The sequence below is a fragment of the Lysinibacillus sp. NPDC095746 genome (genome assembly GCF_044763535.1).
In the GTDB taxonomy this organism is placed as follows: Bacteria; Bacillota; Bacilli; order Bacillales_A; family Planococcaceae; genus Lysinibacillus.
On the sequence record NZ_JBIWGL010000039.1, the window covers coordinates 24,328 to 39,707 of the forward strand.

The following is a 15,380-nucleotide window of genomic DNA, read 5'->3' on the forward strand; positions in this document are numbered from 1 at the left end:
ATATGTTATACTAAATTTTAGCAAAATATTCCGATGATTGAAAGGGTGATTTTTATGGAGATTACATACGCTTTAAAGAAGCCAAATGTTCATGAATCAGTATTTCAGGCGCCAGGCACGTATATTATTGGAGATGTTACGGTTGGTGAACAATCGTCTATTTGGTTTAACGCTGTACTACGCGGAGATGAAGATCGTATTACCATCGGAAAACGTTGTAGTATCCAAGATAATTCAACCATTCATTTATATGAAGGGGCTCCAGTTATTGTAGAAGATGAAGTAACAGTAGGTCATCAAGTTGTTTTACATGGTTGTAAAATTGGTCGCCGCTCGATTGTTGGTATGGGTTCTGTTATTTTAGATCATGCTGAAATTGGGGAAGAATGCATTATTGGAGCAAACACACTTATTACACAAGGCACAAAAATCCCACCACGTTCATTAGTCGTTGGCTCACCAGGGAAAGTCGTACGTCAGCTACAAGATAAAGACATCGAGTTAATCCAGTTATCAATCGACACATACGTCCAAAAGGGAAAAGAATTTAAAGAAATAGTTGAGGGTTAATTTGCTTGTTAGGATTGAGCGTAATATCGTGTCAAACTTAATCCTTTTATTGTCCTTTGTATTTCATTGCTTGGATTTATAAAAGAAGGATAATATTGCGAAAGGTTTTGTTAGGTTATCATTTCTCATCTTTCCACACTATATAGTATTATTATGTTTAGAATTAAGGAGTGTGAGAGTATGAGATTTATTAAATTCCTTCTGATCATTGTAATTTTCATCGGTGTTATTGGTTATGGGGTTTATCATTATGGTATGAAGTATGCATCCGATAAGGTTGTTGATACTATTTCAACAGAATTAGAGCAAAGCGGACAAATGGATGAAATTAAAAATACGATTGAACGTGACCCTCAACTAAAATCATTTATGGAAGAGGCTAAAACTGCAGACAGCAGCAAATTGCCGTTTACAACAAAAGAAGAGGCTACAAAAGTAATTATTCAAAAAGTTGGGATTTCGGAGCTTAATAATATAAGAGTAAAAGTACAAAATGGTTCAATGACGAAAGAACAGGTCATTCAAGAAATGGAAGGTAAATTAACGGATGAAGAAATAACGGCCTTAAAAGTAGTTATTTATAAAGAGTTATATAAATAAAACGTTGAAAAAGGCCATAAAAAAGGAAAAACAGGACGTGCTATTGTAGCATGCCTTGTTTTTTTTTGCCTTATTAAGCAAAGAAGTTAAAGCCTCTGGCGGATGCCACGTAATGATGGCGAGGAATAATAGACTCTAAATTTTGTCCCTTCTTTTGTGTCAAATCAGATATAAGTTAATGAATGACTCAAAACACTTATAAAACAAAAGATGGGACATTATGGCAATATTTAGGGTTCATAAAAAGTAGAATTATGTTGTATTAGACAAAGGGTTTCTGAGACACTCGCTTTATCGTGAAAGTAAGTGAAAAAGGAGAGAACAAATAGCTAAACTTAGTCAACTTGATTTAGAGTTTGTTGCACAGTTTGAATAACGTAATCGATTCGGTTTCTCATATTCCTAATATTACATAATTCCAAATTCTAAAAATTAAATCTACGGGGATTTTGTCCAATATGTCTAATTACTCACACAAGACCTTTTGTTGTGCTTCCTCAATCGTTCTGTAGCCAAATTAGCATGGCTTTGCAACACTAATTAAACTACCTATGTAAATGACTCTTCTGCTCCACTATCAATCCCCATAGACTGTTAAATGTAGATAGAATTTAAAATTACCGATTTACTAAATATTGGAATGGTGTAAAATTACACCAATAGATGGTTAGTGGATAAATTGAGCAAATGGTTTGTAGCTTCAATTTTACTCGGAATAATAGGGGGTATCTTCATTTTTCAATAAGCGAAACATGTCTATCACACTTTAATTTAGGACTTTTGCGTAAAAAATAAATATTTTGTTATTAAAGAGAAGGAAGAATTAACATTGAGGGTGATGTAAGATGAATAAAAATAAGATATTAATTATAACTATTATGCTAATTGCTGTTATTCTCTTTGCTCTGCCAATTGGTTTTATTTATGTTCTAAACAACGGTAATCCATATACAAAATACATCGCTAATAAGTATGTTCCAGAATATTTGGAAGAGAAGGGATATACAGAAGAAAAAATTGAAGAATCACATTATGTTGAGCCAAAACACTTAATAAATAAAGATTATTATCACGGACATTATATGGTCATCTTTAAAGATGAACCTAATACAACTTATTTATATGGAATAACTAAAAAAGGAAAACGAGTTCAGCAATTTTGTGAAAAAGATAGACTTTCAAATGGCATTTCTGAAATAGTTGAGGGTGAGACAAAACATAGTGAACAAGACTGTAAAAGTTCACTTGATAATAGAGATTAGTTTACTTTGGATTATCAATATATGTCCAGGGTAACACCCAAATGGTGTGTGATTTGCTACAAACCCTATTCAAATTAATAAACATTCATTGCCAACCCAATAAGGGTAAACTTGAAGTGTTTCATCTTATACTGCTCTCGTTTTCCTACTGCATATTCCTTTTTGAATCATGAATAGCTTCAACATCTGCTTTAGCAGACTCTTACTTCGAAATTACTGCCTCTTCGATTTGATAATCTAATTCTCTCAATAAAAACAAAGTATTAAAGATATAGTATCTTTTCTCAACATTAAAATTAAGAAAATTAGACTTTTTTATACTATTAACTTTAGATTAATCAAAAATCGTATCTTTATGAGGATTTCTTAAGAATTCGAAAAGCGTTTTGATTTGACTTTCTGTATTTCTCCCTAAAGAAAGGTTTGGTAACTTATGTTCATGATAAAAGTGTACTCCTTTTGTTTCCAAACCATTACTTGCTTGCCCACCAATAATTTCACATTGAATAAACAATTTATAGTAATGATATGGTTGAGGCGGATGAGGGTGCTTATTCATATCCAATAAAGCAAGTAATTTCGTAGGAACTACATCGTATCCTGCTTCTTCTTTAATTTCTTTGACAATGTTTTCGCTAGGCGACAAACCTATATCGCAGAAACCACCCGGCAAAGACCATCTATCATCAATTTTTTCTCTTACTAGTAGTATTTTATTGTTAGTAAATACTGCTCCCCGAACATCAATTTTGGGTGTTTGATAACCGGTTTCATTCGTAAATAAATCTTTGATTTTTTGCATTTCTAATCCAGTGTATTCTAGCATTATCTGTGCACTTAAATTTCTTAATTCTTCATAGCGTTCAATATCGTAAACGTCTTTTGAAAAAGTTAATCCTGCCTGAGATATTGATTGTATCTTCTTCGCCCATTCTAACCATTTATAGCTCATGACGACTACCTATATTAAGAAAATCAACAAAATGCTTAACGCTGCTAAAAAAAGAATGAGGCTCTATTGTAAATTCAAAAGTTTGATAATCCTGCAACCACTGAACTCCTACGGTATGTACATTTGCTGCAATTCCTGCTTGTATATCGGCATCACTATCTCCAACATATATAGCCTCATTACTTCGTACACTCAATAATGATAAAGCCTTGATTATTCCTTCTGGATGAGGTTTTGGGTGAATAACATCATCGCCAGTCACTATGACATCAAAAAGGTGATCCATTTGAAGAGCTTGTAATGAAATGTCTAAACTTCTTCTTGCTTTTCCGGTAACAATGCCTAATTTAATCCCATAATCTTTTAAATGTTTGATCATTTTATCAATTTCCATATTATAGTTAACCAAGTTAGAATGGTTTTCTAAATACTTTTGATAATACAATTCAATAGCTTGCTCTTTATTTGAATTAATTAGATTTTCTCTAATAATTCCAGTTTCTGAAGGACCGAACATTGCTTTTATTTCTTCAGAAGAAAGGTCTTTATTGTCAAAGTCTTTGAAGACATTCTGAAAGGCGTAATAACAAATTGGTAATGTGTTTGCTAAAGTTCCATCGAAGTCAAAAATAATAGCTTTCATAACACCAATCCCTTCATTTTTTTGTTTTTATTCCAATATTATCAAATAAATAATTCGAAAGGGATAAATATATAAATTTTCCCAATAAAAACATTCAAAAAAAAAGTATGGGGCGTAGGAAGGAAAATAAAAATTATAAGTAAGTATAGAGGATATAGAAGTCACATTTAAAAATATACCGTCTATGTATACGAATATTTTTACCACGCAAAACTAAAGAGATTAATTTAATTGTATTAGACGATACGAAGAAGGTATGAAATATCCTCCGATCTGATCTAAATTAATAATTGTAAAAATTATTGAGAGGACTCAACTAACAAAGAAAGCATTAGGAGAATACCTAAAGCAGAGAGTTTTTAGACGGAAAAAGGGTAGCATTAGAGAAACCTATTCTATAATTGTGAAATAAAGTAAATATGGAAGAGAGGCTATTTTATGTTGAAGTTTATTGGCTCGGGTAGTGCATTTAATACGAAATTAGGCAATACATCCGCTTATTATAAAATAGGAAATCAAATGTTGTTAATTGATTGTGGTAGCAATATTTTTCATCGCATTAAGGAACATAATTTACTGGAAGGCATTGAGGACATTCATGTATTAATCACTCATACGCATGCGGACCATGTAGGAAGCCTTGCTGATTTTATTTTTTATAGCTATTTTTGTCATGGAGAAATGGCAAAATCTAATGTATGTGTTTATTCCGTTTATGATGTAAAAATTGAAGAATTGTTGGCTATAAATGGTATTATTCCAGGTGTGCAATGTTTAACAAAAAAATGTCAAGAGGATACACAATACACACTTCATTTCTGTAAAGTGCTTTTCGAAAAGTCTAGTCATGTTAAAGAAATACCTTCTTATTCAATTGAATTATCTATAGATGACAAACTTATCTATTATACTGGAGATACAAATAGCCTAAAATCCTCTTTACTAAATCCAATGGCATACGATTATGTTTATGTTGATACTTGTAAAGCTGATTATGAGGGCAATGTACATTTGTCCTTACGAAAATTAAGTGAGTTAGTGAGACCAGATGTACGTTCAAAATATTGGTGTATGCATTTAGATGAAGGCTTTGACCGTCAAGAAGCAGAAACGTTAGGGTTCAATGTTGTAGCGAACGAATTATAAGGACGTTCGCCATCAGGAAAGTAAGTAGCATCCTCTATTTGGTTAAAAATGGTATATTAACACGCTTGATGATAAAATGGGAATAGTATCTGAAAGGGGGAGAGAAGAATGGGTTTCTTTATTGTAATTTTCGGATTCATTATTTTAGTAGGTGTGATTAGCTTAATAAAAAAGGAATTCTCTAATGATGATCGTTCAATAGAAAGTCATGCCAACCATTCGAGTAGTCATATAGATTATAGTTCAACAAATTCATTCGTATCCATTGAAGATTCAAATACAGACAATTGCTCGGACAGTGTGTCTAGTTATAGTGATACATCTAGTTGCAGTGATAGTGGTGCGTCGTCCGATTAGAATAATATTAAAAGCTGTAGCGTTTGACACTACTACAGCTCAGAATTGGTCTTGCCCTTATAATGGCTTAGCCATCAACAGCATTATACCACATAGAATGAAAAATGACAGTTCGAATGAGAATTTATTTCAGTGAATTGTATATATCGTTGAATAGATGACACAAATGAGATTTAGCTTTTTTCAGCAAATAATATGTATTGAAAGCAAGCATCAGCTACATTCATCTCCCAACTTACAGGTGGGAGATGAATTCGATTTTATGGTGTATTTTAGTGGGCTTTGGCAATATATATTTGCTGCTAACGCTACGCTTTCGCACAAAATATTTGTTGGTCTTAAGCTTCCCGCTAATTCCGGGCGCAATTATTATATAGCTATTCATTAATTGTTTCAGCAAATGTTTTTCGACCTGGATTAACTTTATTTACGATAACATTTACTTTACTAAGTGAATCTGCTGTCAATGGAATTTTGCCATCTTTCTGGACTTTTTTCCATGCTTTTACGTTTTTTCGATATAGGTGCTCCGATAAGCGGAAAACATCAACATCTATTTCTATACCTGCTTCATAAGATTTTTTAATATCTTTTTTTACTTCCTTAATAATACCTTCTCTTATTTGGTCGGTGTTTACTTTTCCTTGGAAGCCATTAATGATCGCATTTAATTTTATTTCCGCTTCAAATGTTACTTCATTGTTTTTTACAATTGGTTTAATTTTTGTGCTTAATTTTTCTAAATCAACTGTTAAGAATTCTTTTTCTTTATTGTTTAATTTAATGGTTACGTCTCCTCGAGTTTTTTTATGGAACATCCATTGAATACCTCTTGCATTCCCATCATTTATATAGCCTTTAAATCCATCCTTTGAAACGACTCCGAAACCAGATAAAGCAGTTTCCTCTGTTGGTTTATTAGTCGTTTCCCAGTTTTTATTAATTGTTACAAGTGGCAAATTCACTTCATGACTCGGTTCATTTAAGCTGATAATTAATTTTCGTAAATCAACAGGCTCTACATATGTTTGTAGCTCTTTTGTATGCATTGGATTGCTTAGTTTTGAAGCGGTTAGGGATTTATTTAATATCGGCGTGATTAAAAGAATATCTTTAATAGAGTCCTTTGTAACGTATGTCAATATTTGGTATCTCGTTTCCCGATGCCTTAAAAAACTGTCAATAACAGGAATTGAGTTCGCGTCTTTTAAGGCATCCTCAGAGAAAAGAATAAAAGTCATATGTCCCCAGAAAACTTTTTGATCGATGGAGCGATATAATTTAAAAAAGGCTTCTTCCATCGTTTTACCTTTCGCAAATCCAATTTCTGATGGTGCTGCTTGAGGAGTAGGTCCTTCAGATTTAGCTACATTCGCAAAATTTATGATTTGCATATATATTTCATATTGACCATCTTTATAATCGATACCAATTCCATCAATATAGTACATTCTTTGTGGTTCTTTAACATCCCAACATCCGGTGAGTAATAGTATAGCTGTTAAACTTACTATTAACATAAAAATTTTTTTCATTTTTGATCCCTACTTTTAGAAATTCTGTGCAATCTTGTGGAGTAAAGGGGTTTTGTTTATAGCTTGGACAAAAAATGAGAGGATTATAAGCAGTGAAAAACTTAGAATAGCTAAATTAAGCCATTTTAAACAAATGACCAGGACTCTTTATATAATGAGTCCTGGCTTATTTCTAATAGTGAAGCGAGATGAAGAAAGTCCCCCTAAACACTTTATATTCCTGTATTATCACGAAGCTCTATAATAGTTCCTTCAGGTGCTTTTAACTTACAAAGCTGGCCATTTTCAACCTTATAAATAATTTCATCATTTTTAGGAATAAAATGAACATTCATGTCCTTCAACCGTTCTACTTCTTGACTAAGATTGTCAACCCATAAACAGAAATGTACAATGCCTAGAGCATTTGAATTGCATGTATCAAGTTTTTCATTATACTTTCCTGTTTGAAGTTCAATATAAAATGTTCCAAGTTTTAACCAAGTGTTAAAATGTCTATTGTGGAAATTTGGTGACTCCTGCGCTACTTCAAATCCTAATACTTCGCTGTAAAAAGTTAAAGATTCATCATATGTATTCGTTTGTATGCAAATGTGGTGCACATATTTTTCAGCCATAAAGTTATTCTCCTTTTATTTTATAGTCATATTTTAATATAACTTACATAGCTAGTGAAATAACATCTAATTATCTTGAAAGACAATTATACAACGCATTCCTTAGAGCAAGTTCTCTTGGTTCATTAGCCATGCCAAACCCATGTTTATTCATAGCGTAGGCATATCCTAATCCCTCGTCTGGATCAGCAAAACAGAACGAACCACCAGCTCCAGGATGTCCAAAAGAGCTTTCACTCCGACCGAATTGCATTTTAGGGAAGTGTTTCCAAAATCCTAAAGAGTATGCTATGTCTATACAATTTACATGGTCGTAATAGCCTGCATTTGGAGGCGTGGCGCCCATACTTAAATTCATTCCAATCAAATGATACTTGAATAGTTTATTAGCGAGGAAATAGCATTTAGCAGATATTCTTACAAGTATAATTTACACCAAAATGGGTAATTTATATATCGGAGGTGATAACTTTGACAAAAGAAAAGCGCAATAAAAGTGAAGAGGACCAAGTAGAATTTGGAGCAGATTTAAGCCCTGACGATTTAGATGTGCGTGAAGAAAATGATCTAACGAATGAACAAATGAACAATACAAATGAAAAACAACACAATGAAAACACTTCCTCAAAACGTAATAAATAATAAGGAATACACATAAAAATTTCCTACCACAATCTTTTGGTTGTGGTAATTTGAATGTTTTTTTACATAAGAAGCATTATAATAAGGTTTTCATGTAAACTATTTGAGAGAGGAGAAATAGCATGACGACAAAATTTAAAATTGAAGTTCCACTTCTGCCAAATGATTTGCCAGAAGGAACTTTTGAAGACATTTTTTATGATGAAGAACCTTATTTATCGAATCAATTGATTACGAATATAAGTAGAGAGAATGATAATATTGAACGTTTATTTTTATCTAAAGTTATGTTTCAAAAAGTATCTTTGCTTAACTCGAATTTCAATAAAATTGATATGACTGATGTCATCTTTGAAAACTGTGACTTATCTAACTCAAAATTCAACGAAGGAATTATTCATCGAGTTACATTTAAAAACTGTAAGCTGTTAGGTGTTGATTTCTCGGAGGCCAATTTAGGGAACGTTTCTTTTAAAGGTTGTAACATGAATTTATGTAACTTTGGGGTAGCGAGACTAAAACAAAGTTGTTTCGAGCAGTCATCATTACGTGGGACAAGCTATTACGACTGCCAATTGAAGAAAGTGAAATTTGAACATTGTAATATAGATGACGTTGATTTTAGCGACACGCCTTTAAACAATGTAGATATCAGTACATGCACATTTGAACGATTAAATGTCACATTGAAAAATTTAAGTGGCTGTGTAGTGTCCACTGAACAAGCAATTGGCTTTGCAGAACTGCTAGGTTTAAAGGTTAAACGATAGTATGTCACTATTAAGAAAAATAGGTGTTTTATCCAGAGAAGAATTAGCCTTCGATGAAGAGGTTATGATAGATAGGGGAGAATGTTTTGAATCAAAAGGTAGTATGGGAGAATGAGGAACGGTTTGGCTGTGAGCATTTAAGCATTATTAAAGAAGAAGAAAACTTCTCAGCGAGAGGGACAATTATATATGTAGAAGGGGATGAATCTAATGCTCATATTGTAGAATACAAAGTTGATCTAGACGCCAATTGGTTTACTAAAAAATTAACAATAATGGTTGATGAACACAACAGTTTAAAATTAACGTCTGATGGAAAGGGAAACTGGTTCGAAAATGATGGACAGGTAATTGATAAGCTAAAAGGTGCAATTGATATTGATATATCTGCAACGCCATTTTCAAATTCACTTCCTATCAATAGAATGAATTGGGTCCTTAATCAGGAGGAACATTTTGAAATGGTATACATATCGATTCCATCCCTTGAGGTAAAAAAAGTTCCTCAATCCTATAAATATTTAAATAACAATGGAAAATTGAGATATTTTAAATACCGTTCTTATGATTATGAAACAATTATATGTGTAGACGAACAGGGTTTGGTTATAGACTATCCGAATTTATTTAGAAGAATATGGTGATCTAAAGGGGATAGGCTCATGTCAAAGAAAATACAAAGTGTTGAATGTCGATGCTAGGACAGCTTTAATGTTGAAAAATTTGTCATTACAATAATTCTAGGAGTATTTATTCATTCCATTATTTATTGGAACTACATACAGTATTGCATACGGTATCAATGGTACTGCGCCTGCCATGCTTGTAGCTTTAGAGTATCAGTAGTAATTGAAAAAAACAGTAAAAATAAAAATTTTGTATTCATGTATTTTAAGTATTTAATTTGTTCATTCATTTTTGCAATATTATTTAGTTTAGTTAATTTTGATATTGATACTATTAAAGACGCTATTTATCTAACAACTATTTCAATAGGTAGTATTTATATTACATTATTTGTTATTGTTGATTATATTTGGTTCATCATCCAAAGTTGTGGATTGTAAATAGTTGATTGGAGTGTAGACTGAGCGACTCCTTGGGGTCAGATCAAGATCACAGGTGTCACAGATGAGACCCTACAGCGCAGCGGAGGTTTCTGTGCGAAAGCGTAGCGGCAGCAACAAAGCGCCAACACGTTTTGTGATGATCCTTATATTTTGAAATGCTAAGTATAATGTGATGAAGATTCAGCTTTAAAAAAGATAATGGTACTACGAGGAGAAGGGAGATTAAATGAATGATTGTTAAAAGAAACTACTCTAATATAGACGTACAAAATTTTGTAAATTTGTTTTCTTCAAAAATTAGTAATGGTTTAGAGCTCACATACAGAAAAGAGACGTTAGAAAATATTAAAAACCATAACAACTTTACTGATGAGCTAAAAACAGAATGTGGGATATACTATTTCATTCAAGATGATATTGTAAAGTACGTTGGTAGAGCACTTCCGGCAGTTGGATTAAGGTCCAGAATTTTAAACCAAATGAACGCTTTTGGAGATCCAGAATGGGATAAGGTAATTACGGATAATAGCTCAGAAGTTGCTATATTTATTTTCAATAATAGAGAGCAATGGTATTTCATTTCTGCATTAGAACATTATCTTATAGAGAAACTAGAAAAACCAATCTTTAATAAACGTTGCTAAAAATTTAAAGTACTATTTGTGGAATATTTGTTATTACATGTGTCATAGACTGCCACAATAATCAGTGAAGTGTGCAATGATGATATGGATACAGCGAACAGAAGAGAAAATAACTAGACTTCTCACAAATGTGCAAGGTTGTTGCTGTATAACACTAGAGACCAGGTTTTTGCATGTTGTTGCGTAACATAACCTGATCTCTTCTTTAAGACAAGAAAATTTAATCTGTAGTATTTAATAAGAAAAAGTGCTTTACAGTTTTTAATTTTACAAAGATGAATTTACTAACTCTATAGTGTTTTTAATAAAATCTTGATAATGCGTTTTGGGTAATGAATCTATTTTACTAGCTGCTTTTTTTGCATAAATAAGCGCTTCCTCTATTTTTCCAAGTTGCATAAGACAAATTGCCCTATATGAATAAGCCGTGTAAAGAATACATAATTCAAGCGGGTATGTAGTTGAGCCCGGCATCTTGAACTTTTCAAACGCTTCTAAGGCTTCATTGAGTTGTCCTTTTCCTAATAAAGCTTTCCCTTTTTCAAGATAATAAAAATCACTTCCGATATTCCCCTTTAGTACTGTAGCAAATTTATCTAAGTAAAAAAGAGCTTGCTCATAATCTTTTGGTATTTGATTATAATAATGAGCTTGAAGCAACAGTGTATAAGCTAAGGACTTATCATTTTCACTGAATATAGCAAATTGTTCGGACTTTTTTATAAAATAAGCATAATCATTTTCATCATTATGAAGAAGGGCTTGGAATGCTGCAATCCGGAAAATATTATCCATCTTATAATAGACCATTTTCTTCTTAGACATAGCAATTAATTGATTAAGCTTTTCCTTCCCTGATTTATATTCGCCTATCCCAAAAAGTAAGATCATTTCAACGTAATTTGCCTCTAATTCAACTAGCATATCAATAACTTTTGCTTTTTCATCATACTCTTTTCTTACACTTTTTAACATATCCAGGGCATTAAGATACTCGCCCTTTTTTGCATGGTATTCTACTACATATAATTTGACAGCTAAACAGTGGCTATAAAGAGATAATCGATCATAGATTGATATAGCCCGATCTATCAACATTTCTCCATTTTTTTCATCGGACTTCATAACTATTCTTCCGGAGATTTCTAATATCCTAGCATATTCCACTGAAATGGGAAACTGTTGGTCAATAATGTTTTGGGTCAAATTAATTATCTGTTCATCATTATTTTTTTCATATTCTTCCTCTAATATATTAAATAAGTTTTTTAGCTCATCAGGAGTAGGGTTCCATAACAAATATTGAGGATCACAGCCCAACTGGTGCGCTATAAATTTTAAACTGTCCATTGAAGGGTTTGCGCGCCCATTTTCAATCATACTTAACATTCCTTTGGACATTTTCTTCCCTGTTAGTTCTACAAGTGTCATTCCTTTTTCTATTCTTAATTTTTTTATTCGTTGTCCTAACTCATTCATTTTCCAACATCCTTGATATTCAGTTTATAAGTTCAATTATATTAAACTTCAGCTTGAAAAGGCAATTATTACATGTTACGATAAAGTTCAATTTAATTGAACTTTCTTGAATTCGAGTTTATGGAATTAGGAAAGATTTTTTTATAGAAGAGAGCTTAAAAAAATGGAAAACGAGGGATTAAACATGGGTGAATTTATTGAAAATAAAGCTGGTCAAAAACTTGATATAGGTGGTATCAAATTATATTATGAATTGTTAGGTGAGCATTACGAGGGTCCAACACTTGTTTTCGAATCAGGGTATGGAGTTCCTTTAGAAAACTGGAATTCGATTAAAAATGAAGTATCAAAGTTCTCAAGAATGTTTATTTATGACAGAGCAGGTATAGGAAATAGTGAAATAGATGACAGACCTCAACATAGTAGACAAAGTGTCGATAACTTACATGTATTACTTAACAAGGCAGGTGTAAAGCCTCCGTATGTCTTAGTGGGTCACTCAATAGGAGGATTAAATGTAAGATTATTTGCAAGTAAATATCCAGAGGAAGTTGTAGGAGTAGTTCTCTTAGATTCATCTCATGAGGATCAAAATAAAATATTGCCTCCTTTATTTACAAAAGAAGTTCAGGAAGCGTATTTTAATCAATTTACTATAGAAGGATCTCTTATTGAGGTTGAAGAAAGTTTAGAACAAGTGCGTACTTCTAAATCATTTGGAAATATCCCATTGACTGTCGTAACAGGGGGTCTGCAGCCTTTTCATACAAAGGAATCGATGGCTGTTTGGATGAAATTTCAGAAAGAGCTTGCAAACTTGTCAACAAAAAGGCAACATATTGTCGTTGACGATGCCGGGCATGCAATACATATTGATAAGCCAGAAGTTGTTATTGAAGTAATAAGAGATATTTTAAGTATAGTAGAGAATGACAAAAAAGCACTAAAAAAATCTAATCTAAAATTCAATATTTATGAGTAGGGTGAAGTTGAAACTGTATTTTGTAGGAATATATGGTGGGGAGTATAAGCCTGGGAAACATTGGCCAAATGAAATACTTTAGAGAAATTAGTGAGTAACTTAGAAATTTAAAATATACTTTGCAGATACATATGAAAGAGGAGAAAGGCATGTACGTTTACGAGGATTGAATTCCGTTCATGTTTTTCTATTGCCATAATATGTTTTTCGTTGTTGCTTGAACCAAAATTGTATTTGAATAAAAAATAAGACCAAGATATCCGTCTTGGTCTATTTTTGTCATTTTATTAGTGAACCTGAATAAAACTATATGGAACTAGTAAACTTACGCGTTTTTTTCACCTTAATTGAAGCGACTTCTCCGCAATTCTGACACAGCGTAAAAATAAGTGGAGATCCATTAGAAAAAAATGTATCAACTGGTTTTAAAGTAGCATAACCATTAAGTTCCCCCTGGGAAAATGAATCACTACCACAAGACTTACAAATTTATTGTTTTCCACAATATCCCCTCAGTATGTAATGAATGTAAATTATAAAATAAAAACAGCTGAGACGTTATAGACGCTAAAGCTAGAATAGCTATGCATATCATGAATAAGGAATCAAATAGAACCATTGATAATAACACATATAGGGATACAGAGGTGTTACAGAATAATTTTTAAAACAAATCGTCCTTGGTGATAAATTGAAAATTGTGAAACTTATTTAAACTTAAGTCGTAGACGTATATTAGAGGGGAGGGATTAACTTGAAAAAATACTTATTATTTGCAGGAATTTTTACGTTGGCTTCTGTAGTATTGCAAGTACTTTCAGGCATGCTATTAACAATATTTTATACGCCTAGCATACGTTGGGAAGAAGCTTCGACTTTACCTTCGCAAGTGTTGTTAGGAAATGCAAGCTTTATTCTGCCACTTATTATTTGTTTAATAGCGTTAGTAATTGCTTTTGGTAGTACCAAGCTAATCAGTAAAAAGGTTGTTCACTAATAAAAAGGAAGGGATCTTTTCCCTTCTTTTGTGAATGAAATCATGCAAGTCCTTAATTATTAATTTTATAAAAATAACTAAGCAGCTTTGCCTTTTACAAATCGTGAAGGCTTTTTTTGCGTTGTGTGAGCATTCAAGGCAAGTAGCAGTACTCGTTACAGTGTATATGATTACATAATGAACTTAGAATTGGCGCACTTCGCTGGAAATTGCAAAACTAAGATTCTAATAACAAAAATAACAGAGAATTGCAATATATATGGTATAACGTTCTATATTTTAGTATAATATTCTATGTTTTTAACAAAAATAAGTTTCCTTTATTAGTATAAAGGACTGAAGGATGGTTTTATTTTGTTATATTTAGGATTGATCATGATTGCTTGTTTATTTTTATATTTACACAGGATATCATTTTCATTGGTACCTGATTCAAAGTTACAATTACCAATTAAAAGAATGGACAAGTTAATTGTGTTTGCTCCTTTTGTTACAGTAGTCGTGTTTCCAATTCTTTTTTTAACGGTACTGAAGGGACAATTAGCTGATAGAATATCGCATGCTTTAATCGTTTTTAGTCTTTGGATTTTTTTCACCTATTTCATAAAAACTTTGTTTGGTTATTGGAAAAATAAAAATATAGTATTAGTTTCTTTAGTTGGAATACCTTTGACGCTATATTTTATTTTCCAATTGACGCCGTTAGACAATTATACACAGTTAGTTTTTCTGAAAATAGGGAATGTATCATTTATTGTAGGACTAGTATTAATCGTTTTATTTTATTCCAATTATTTACATAAAAGGAAAGCTAGAATGGCGAAGGATAATTAAAGAATACGGCGATTTTAATTTATTCGCCATTTGAAAATAGAAGCGTATTCGGGATTAATCGAATACGCTTTATGCTTTATTAATTGTAATTAGTTTTTATGTTCAAGAATTTTCTAGCGATGGTTAATTAGTTAGTACCAAAAAAGCTTTTCTAGGGGATTAGCGTCACAGATGAGACCCTTGAGTATAAATGCTAATTTAAATATGTACATTCCTGCTTGAATAATGATGTACAAAAATGCTCTTTCATTTCATACTAATACCGAGGTGTTAGTATGCA

The 15,380-nt window shown here is 32.1% G+C and carries 17 protein-coding genes; 12 read left to right on the forward strand and 5 right to left on the reverse strand.

The annotated features are described in order from the left end of the window. Nucleotides 1-54: 54 nt before the first annotated feature. The 3 genes from ACIQ7N_RS21145 (at nt 55) to ACIQ7N_RS21155 (ending at nt 2,432) form a co-directional block, all read left to right on the forward strand. Nucleotides 55-570: a gamma carbonic anhydrase family protein gene (locus ACIQ7N_RS21145; RefSeq protein ID WP_132358319.1), complete on the forward strand. Its 516-nt coding sequence runs from the start codon at nt 55-57 to the stop codon at nt 568-570. A 180-nt stretch (nt 571-750) separates the two neighbouring features. Then, entirely contained in the window at nt 751-1,170 is a 420-nt protein-coding gene (locus ACIQ7N_RS21150; RefSeq protein WP_132358317.1) for a hypothetical protein, read from the forward strand. An 845-nt stretch (nt 1,171-2,015) separates the two neighbouring features. Continuing rightward, entirely contained in the window at nt 2,016-2,432 is a 417-nt protein-coding gene (locus tag ACIQ7N_RS21155; protein WP_402935946.1) for a DUF3139 domain-containing protein, read from the forward strand. A 334-nt stretch (nt 2,433-2,766) separates the two neighbouring features. Here the strand turns inward: ACIQ7N_RS21155 and ACIQ7N_RS21160 are convergent, their stop codons facing one another. Both ACIQ7N_RS21160 and ACIQ7N_RS21165 read right to left on the reverse strand, forming a co-directional pair. After that, complete coding sequence (locus ACIQ7N_RS21160; RefSeq protein ID WP_402935948.1) at nt 2,767-3,384, reverse strand: NUDIX hydrolase; 618 nt, start codon at nt 3,382-3,384, stop codon at nt 2,767-2,769. Then, complete coding sequence (locus ACIQ7N_RS21165) at nt 3,374-4,027, reverse strand: HAD family hydrolase (protein WP_402935950.1); 654 nt, start codon at nt 4,025-4,027, stop codon at nt 3,374-3,376. Before ACIQ7N_RS21165 ends, ACIQ7N_RS21160 begins: the two co-directional genes overlap by 11 nt. Before the next feature lie 438 nt (nt 4,028-4,465). Between ACIQ7N_RS21165 and ACIQ7N_RS21170 the strand changes: the two genes are divergently transcribed. Then, a complete protein-coding gene (locus ACIQ7N_RS21170; RefSeq protein WP_402935952.1) occupies nt 4,466-5,173 on the forward strand; it encodes an MBL fold metallo-hydrolase in 708 nt (235 codons plus the stop codon). Nucleotides 5,174-5,281: 108 nt separating this feature from the next. Further along, nucleotides 5,282-5,530, forward strand: a complete 249-nt coding sequence (locus ACIQ7N_RS21175) for a hypothetical protein (RefSeq protein ID WP_132358301.1) — start codon at nt 5,282-5,284, stop codon at nt 5,528-5,530. Nucleotides 5,531-5,907: 377 nt separating this feature from the next. Here ACIQ7N_RS21175 and ACIQ7N_RS21180 read toward each other — a convergent pair whose 3' ends face one another. Both ACIQ7N_RS21180 and ACIQ7N_RS21185 read right to left on the reverse strand, forming a co-directional pair. Continuing rightward, the gene (locus tag ACIQ7N_RS21180) at nt 5,908-7,065 is read right to left on the reverse strand and encodes a Ger(x)C family spore germination protein (protein ID WP_402935954.1); all 1,158 of its coding nucleotides are present in this window, start codon (nt 7,063-7,065) and stop codon (nt 5,908-5,910) included. 212 nt (nt 7,066-7,277) lie between these two features. Then, nucleotides 7,278-7,682 carry a VOC family protein gene (locus ACIQ7N_RS21185; protein WP_402935956.1) on the reverse strand — a complete coding sequence of 135 codons (405 nt, stop codon included), beginning with the start codon at nt 7,680-7,682 and terminating at the stop codon, nt 7,278-7,280. 462 nt (nt 7,683-8,144) lie between these two features. Between ACIQ7N_RS21185 and ACIQ7N_RS21190 the strand changes: the two genes are divergently transcribed. The 4 genes from ACIQ7N_RS21190 (at nt 8,145) to ACIQ7N_RS21205 (ending at nt 10,808) form a co-directional block, all read left to right on the forward strand. Next, a complete protein-coding gene (locus tag ACIQ7N_RS21190) occupies nt 8,145-8,324 on the forward strand; it encodes a hypothetical protein (RefSeq protein WP_402935958.1) in 180 nt (59 codons plus the stop codon). A 122-nt stretch (nt 8,325-8,446) separates the two neighbouring features. Beyond that, nucleotides 8,447-9,094 (forward strand): pentapeptide repeat-containing protein, encoded by a 648-nt coding sequence (locus ACIQ7N_RS21195; protein WP_402935960.1) that lies wholly within the window; start codon nt 8,447-8,449, stop codon nt 9,092-9,094. A gap of 86 nt (nt 9,095-9,180) precedes the next feature. Beyond that, a complete protein-coding gene (locus ACIQ7N_RS21200; protein WP_402935962.1) occupies nt 9,181-9,738 on the forward strand; it encodes a putative glycolipid-binding domain-containing protein in 558 nt (185 codons plus the stop codon). A gap of 656 nt (nt 9,739-10,394) precedes the next feature. Next, complete coding sequence (locus ACIQ7N_RS21205; protein WP_402935964.1) at nt 10,395-10,808, forward strand: hypothetical protein; 414 nt, start codon at nt 10,395-10,397, stop codon at nt 10,806-10,808. A gap of 267 nt (nt 10,809-11,075) precedes the next feature. Here the strand turns inward: ACIQ7N_RS21205 and ACIQ7N_RS21210 are convergent, their stop codons facing one another. Then, on the reverse strand, nt 11,076-12,287 hold the full coding sequence (locus tag ACIQ7N_RS21210) for a helix-turn-helix domain-containing protein (RefSeq protein WP_402935966.1): 1,212 nt from the start codon (nt 12,285-12,287) through the stop codon (nt 11,076-11,078). A gap of 184 nt (nt 12,288-12,471) precedes the next feature. On the opposite strand from ACIQ7N_RS21210, the gene ACIQ7N_RS21215 reads away from it, so the two are divergent. The 3 genes from ACIQ7N_RS21215 to ACIQ7N_RS21225 all read left to right on the forward strand — a co-directional run bounded on the left by ACIQ7N_RS21215 (nt 12,472) and on the right by ACIQ7N_RS21225 (nt 15,100). Beyond that, on the forward strand, nt 12,472-13,269 hold the full coding sequence (locus ACIQ7N_RS21215; protein WP_402935968.1) for an alpha/beta fold hydrolase: 798 nt from the start codon (nt 12,472-12,474) through the stop codon (nt 13,267-13,269). Nucleotides 13,270-14,023: 754 nt separating this feature from the next. Continuing rightward, on the forward strand, nt 14,024-14,266 hold the full coding sequence (locus ACIQ7N_RS21220; RefSeq protein WP_402935970.1) for a hypothetical protein: 243 nt from the start codon (nt 14,024-14,026) through the stop codon (nt 14,264-14,266). Nucleotides 14,267-14,620: 354 nt separating this feature from the next. Then, nucleotides 14,621-15,100 carry a hypothetical protein gene (locus tag ACIQ7N_RS21225; protein ID WP_402935972.1) on the forward strand — a complete coding sequence of 160 codons (480 nt, stop codon included), beginning with the start codon at nt 14,621-14,623 and terminating at the stop codon, nt 15,098-15,100. Nucleotides 15,101-15,380 lie beyond the last annotated feature (280 nt).

Coding starts and splice junctions, on each gene's coding strand:
- ACIQ7N_RS21215 (WP_402935968.1), top strand. CDS start 12,472: ATGGGTGAATTTATTGAAAATAAAGCTGGTCAAAAACTTGATATAGGT.
- ACIQ7N_RS21165 (WP_402935950.1), bottom strand. CDS start 4,027: ATGAAAGCTATTATTTTTGACTTCGATGGAACTTTAGCAAACACATTA.
- ACIQ7N_RS21155 (WP_402935946.1), top strand. CDS start 2,016: ATGAATAAAAATAAGATATTAATTATAACTATTATGCTAATTGCTGTT.
- ACIQ7N_RS21170 (WP_402935952.1), top strand. CDS start 4,466: ATGTTGAAGTTTATTGGCTCGGGTAGTGCATTTAATACGAAATTAGGC.
- ACIQ7N_RS21205 (WP_402935964.1), top strand. CDS start 10,395: ATGATTGTTAAAAGAAACTACTCTAATATAGACGTACAAAATTTTGTA.
- ACIQ7N_RS21150 (WP_132358317.1), top strand. CDS start 751: ATGAGATTTATTAAATTCCTTCTGATCATTGTAATTTTCATCGGTGTT.
- ACIQ7N_RS21175 (WP_132358301.1), top strand. CDS start 5,282: ATGGGTTTCTTTATTGTAATTTTCGGATTCATTATTTTAGTAGGTGTG.
- ACIQ7N_RS21180 (WP_402935954.1), bottom strand. CDS start 7,065: ATGAAAAAAATTTTTATGTTAATAGTAAGTTTAACAGCTATACTATTA.
- ACIQ7N_RS21185 (WP_402935956.1), bottom strand. CDS start 7,682: ATGGCTGAAAAATATGTGCACCACATTTGCATACAAACGAATACATAT.
- ACIQ7N_RS21160 (WP_402935948.1), bottom strand. CDS start 3,384: ATGAGCTATAAATGGTTAGAATGGGCGAAGAAGATACAATCAATATCT.
- ACIQ7N_RS21145 (WP_132358319.1), top strand. CDS start 55: ATGGAGATTACATACGCTTTAAAGAAGCCAAATGTTCATGAATCAGTA.
- ACIQ7N_RS21195 (WP_402935960.1), top strand. CDS start 8,447: ATGACGACAAAATTTAAAATTGAAGTTCCACTTCTGCCAAATGATTTG.
- ACIQ7N_RS21210 (WP_402935966.1), bottom strand. CDS start 12,287: ATGAATGAGTTAGGACAACGAATAAAAAAATTAAGAATAGAAAAAGGA.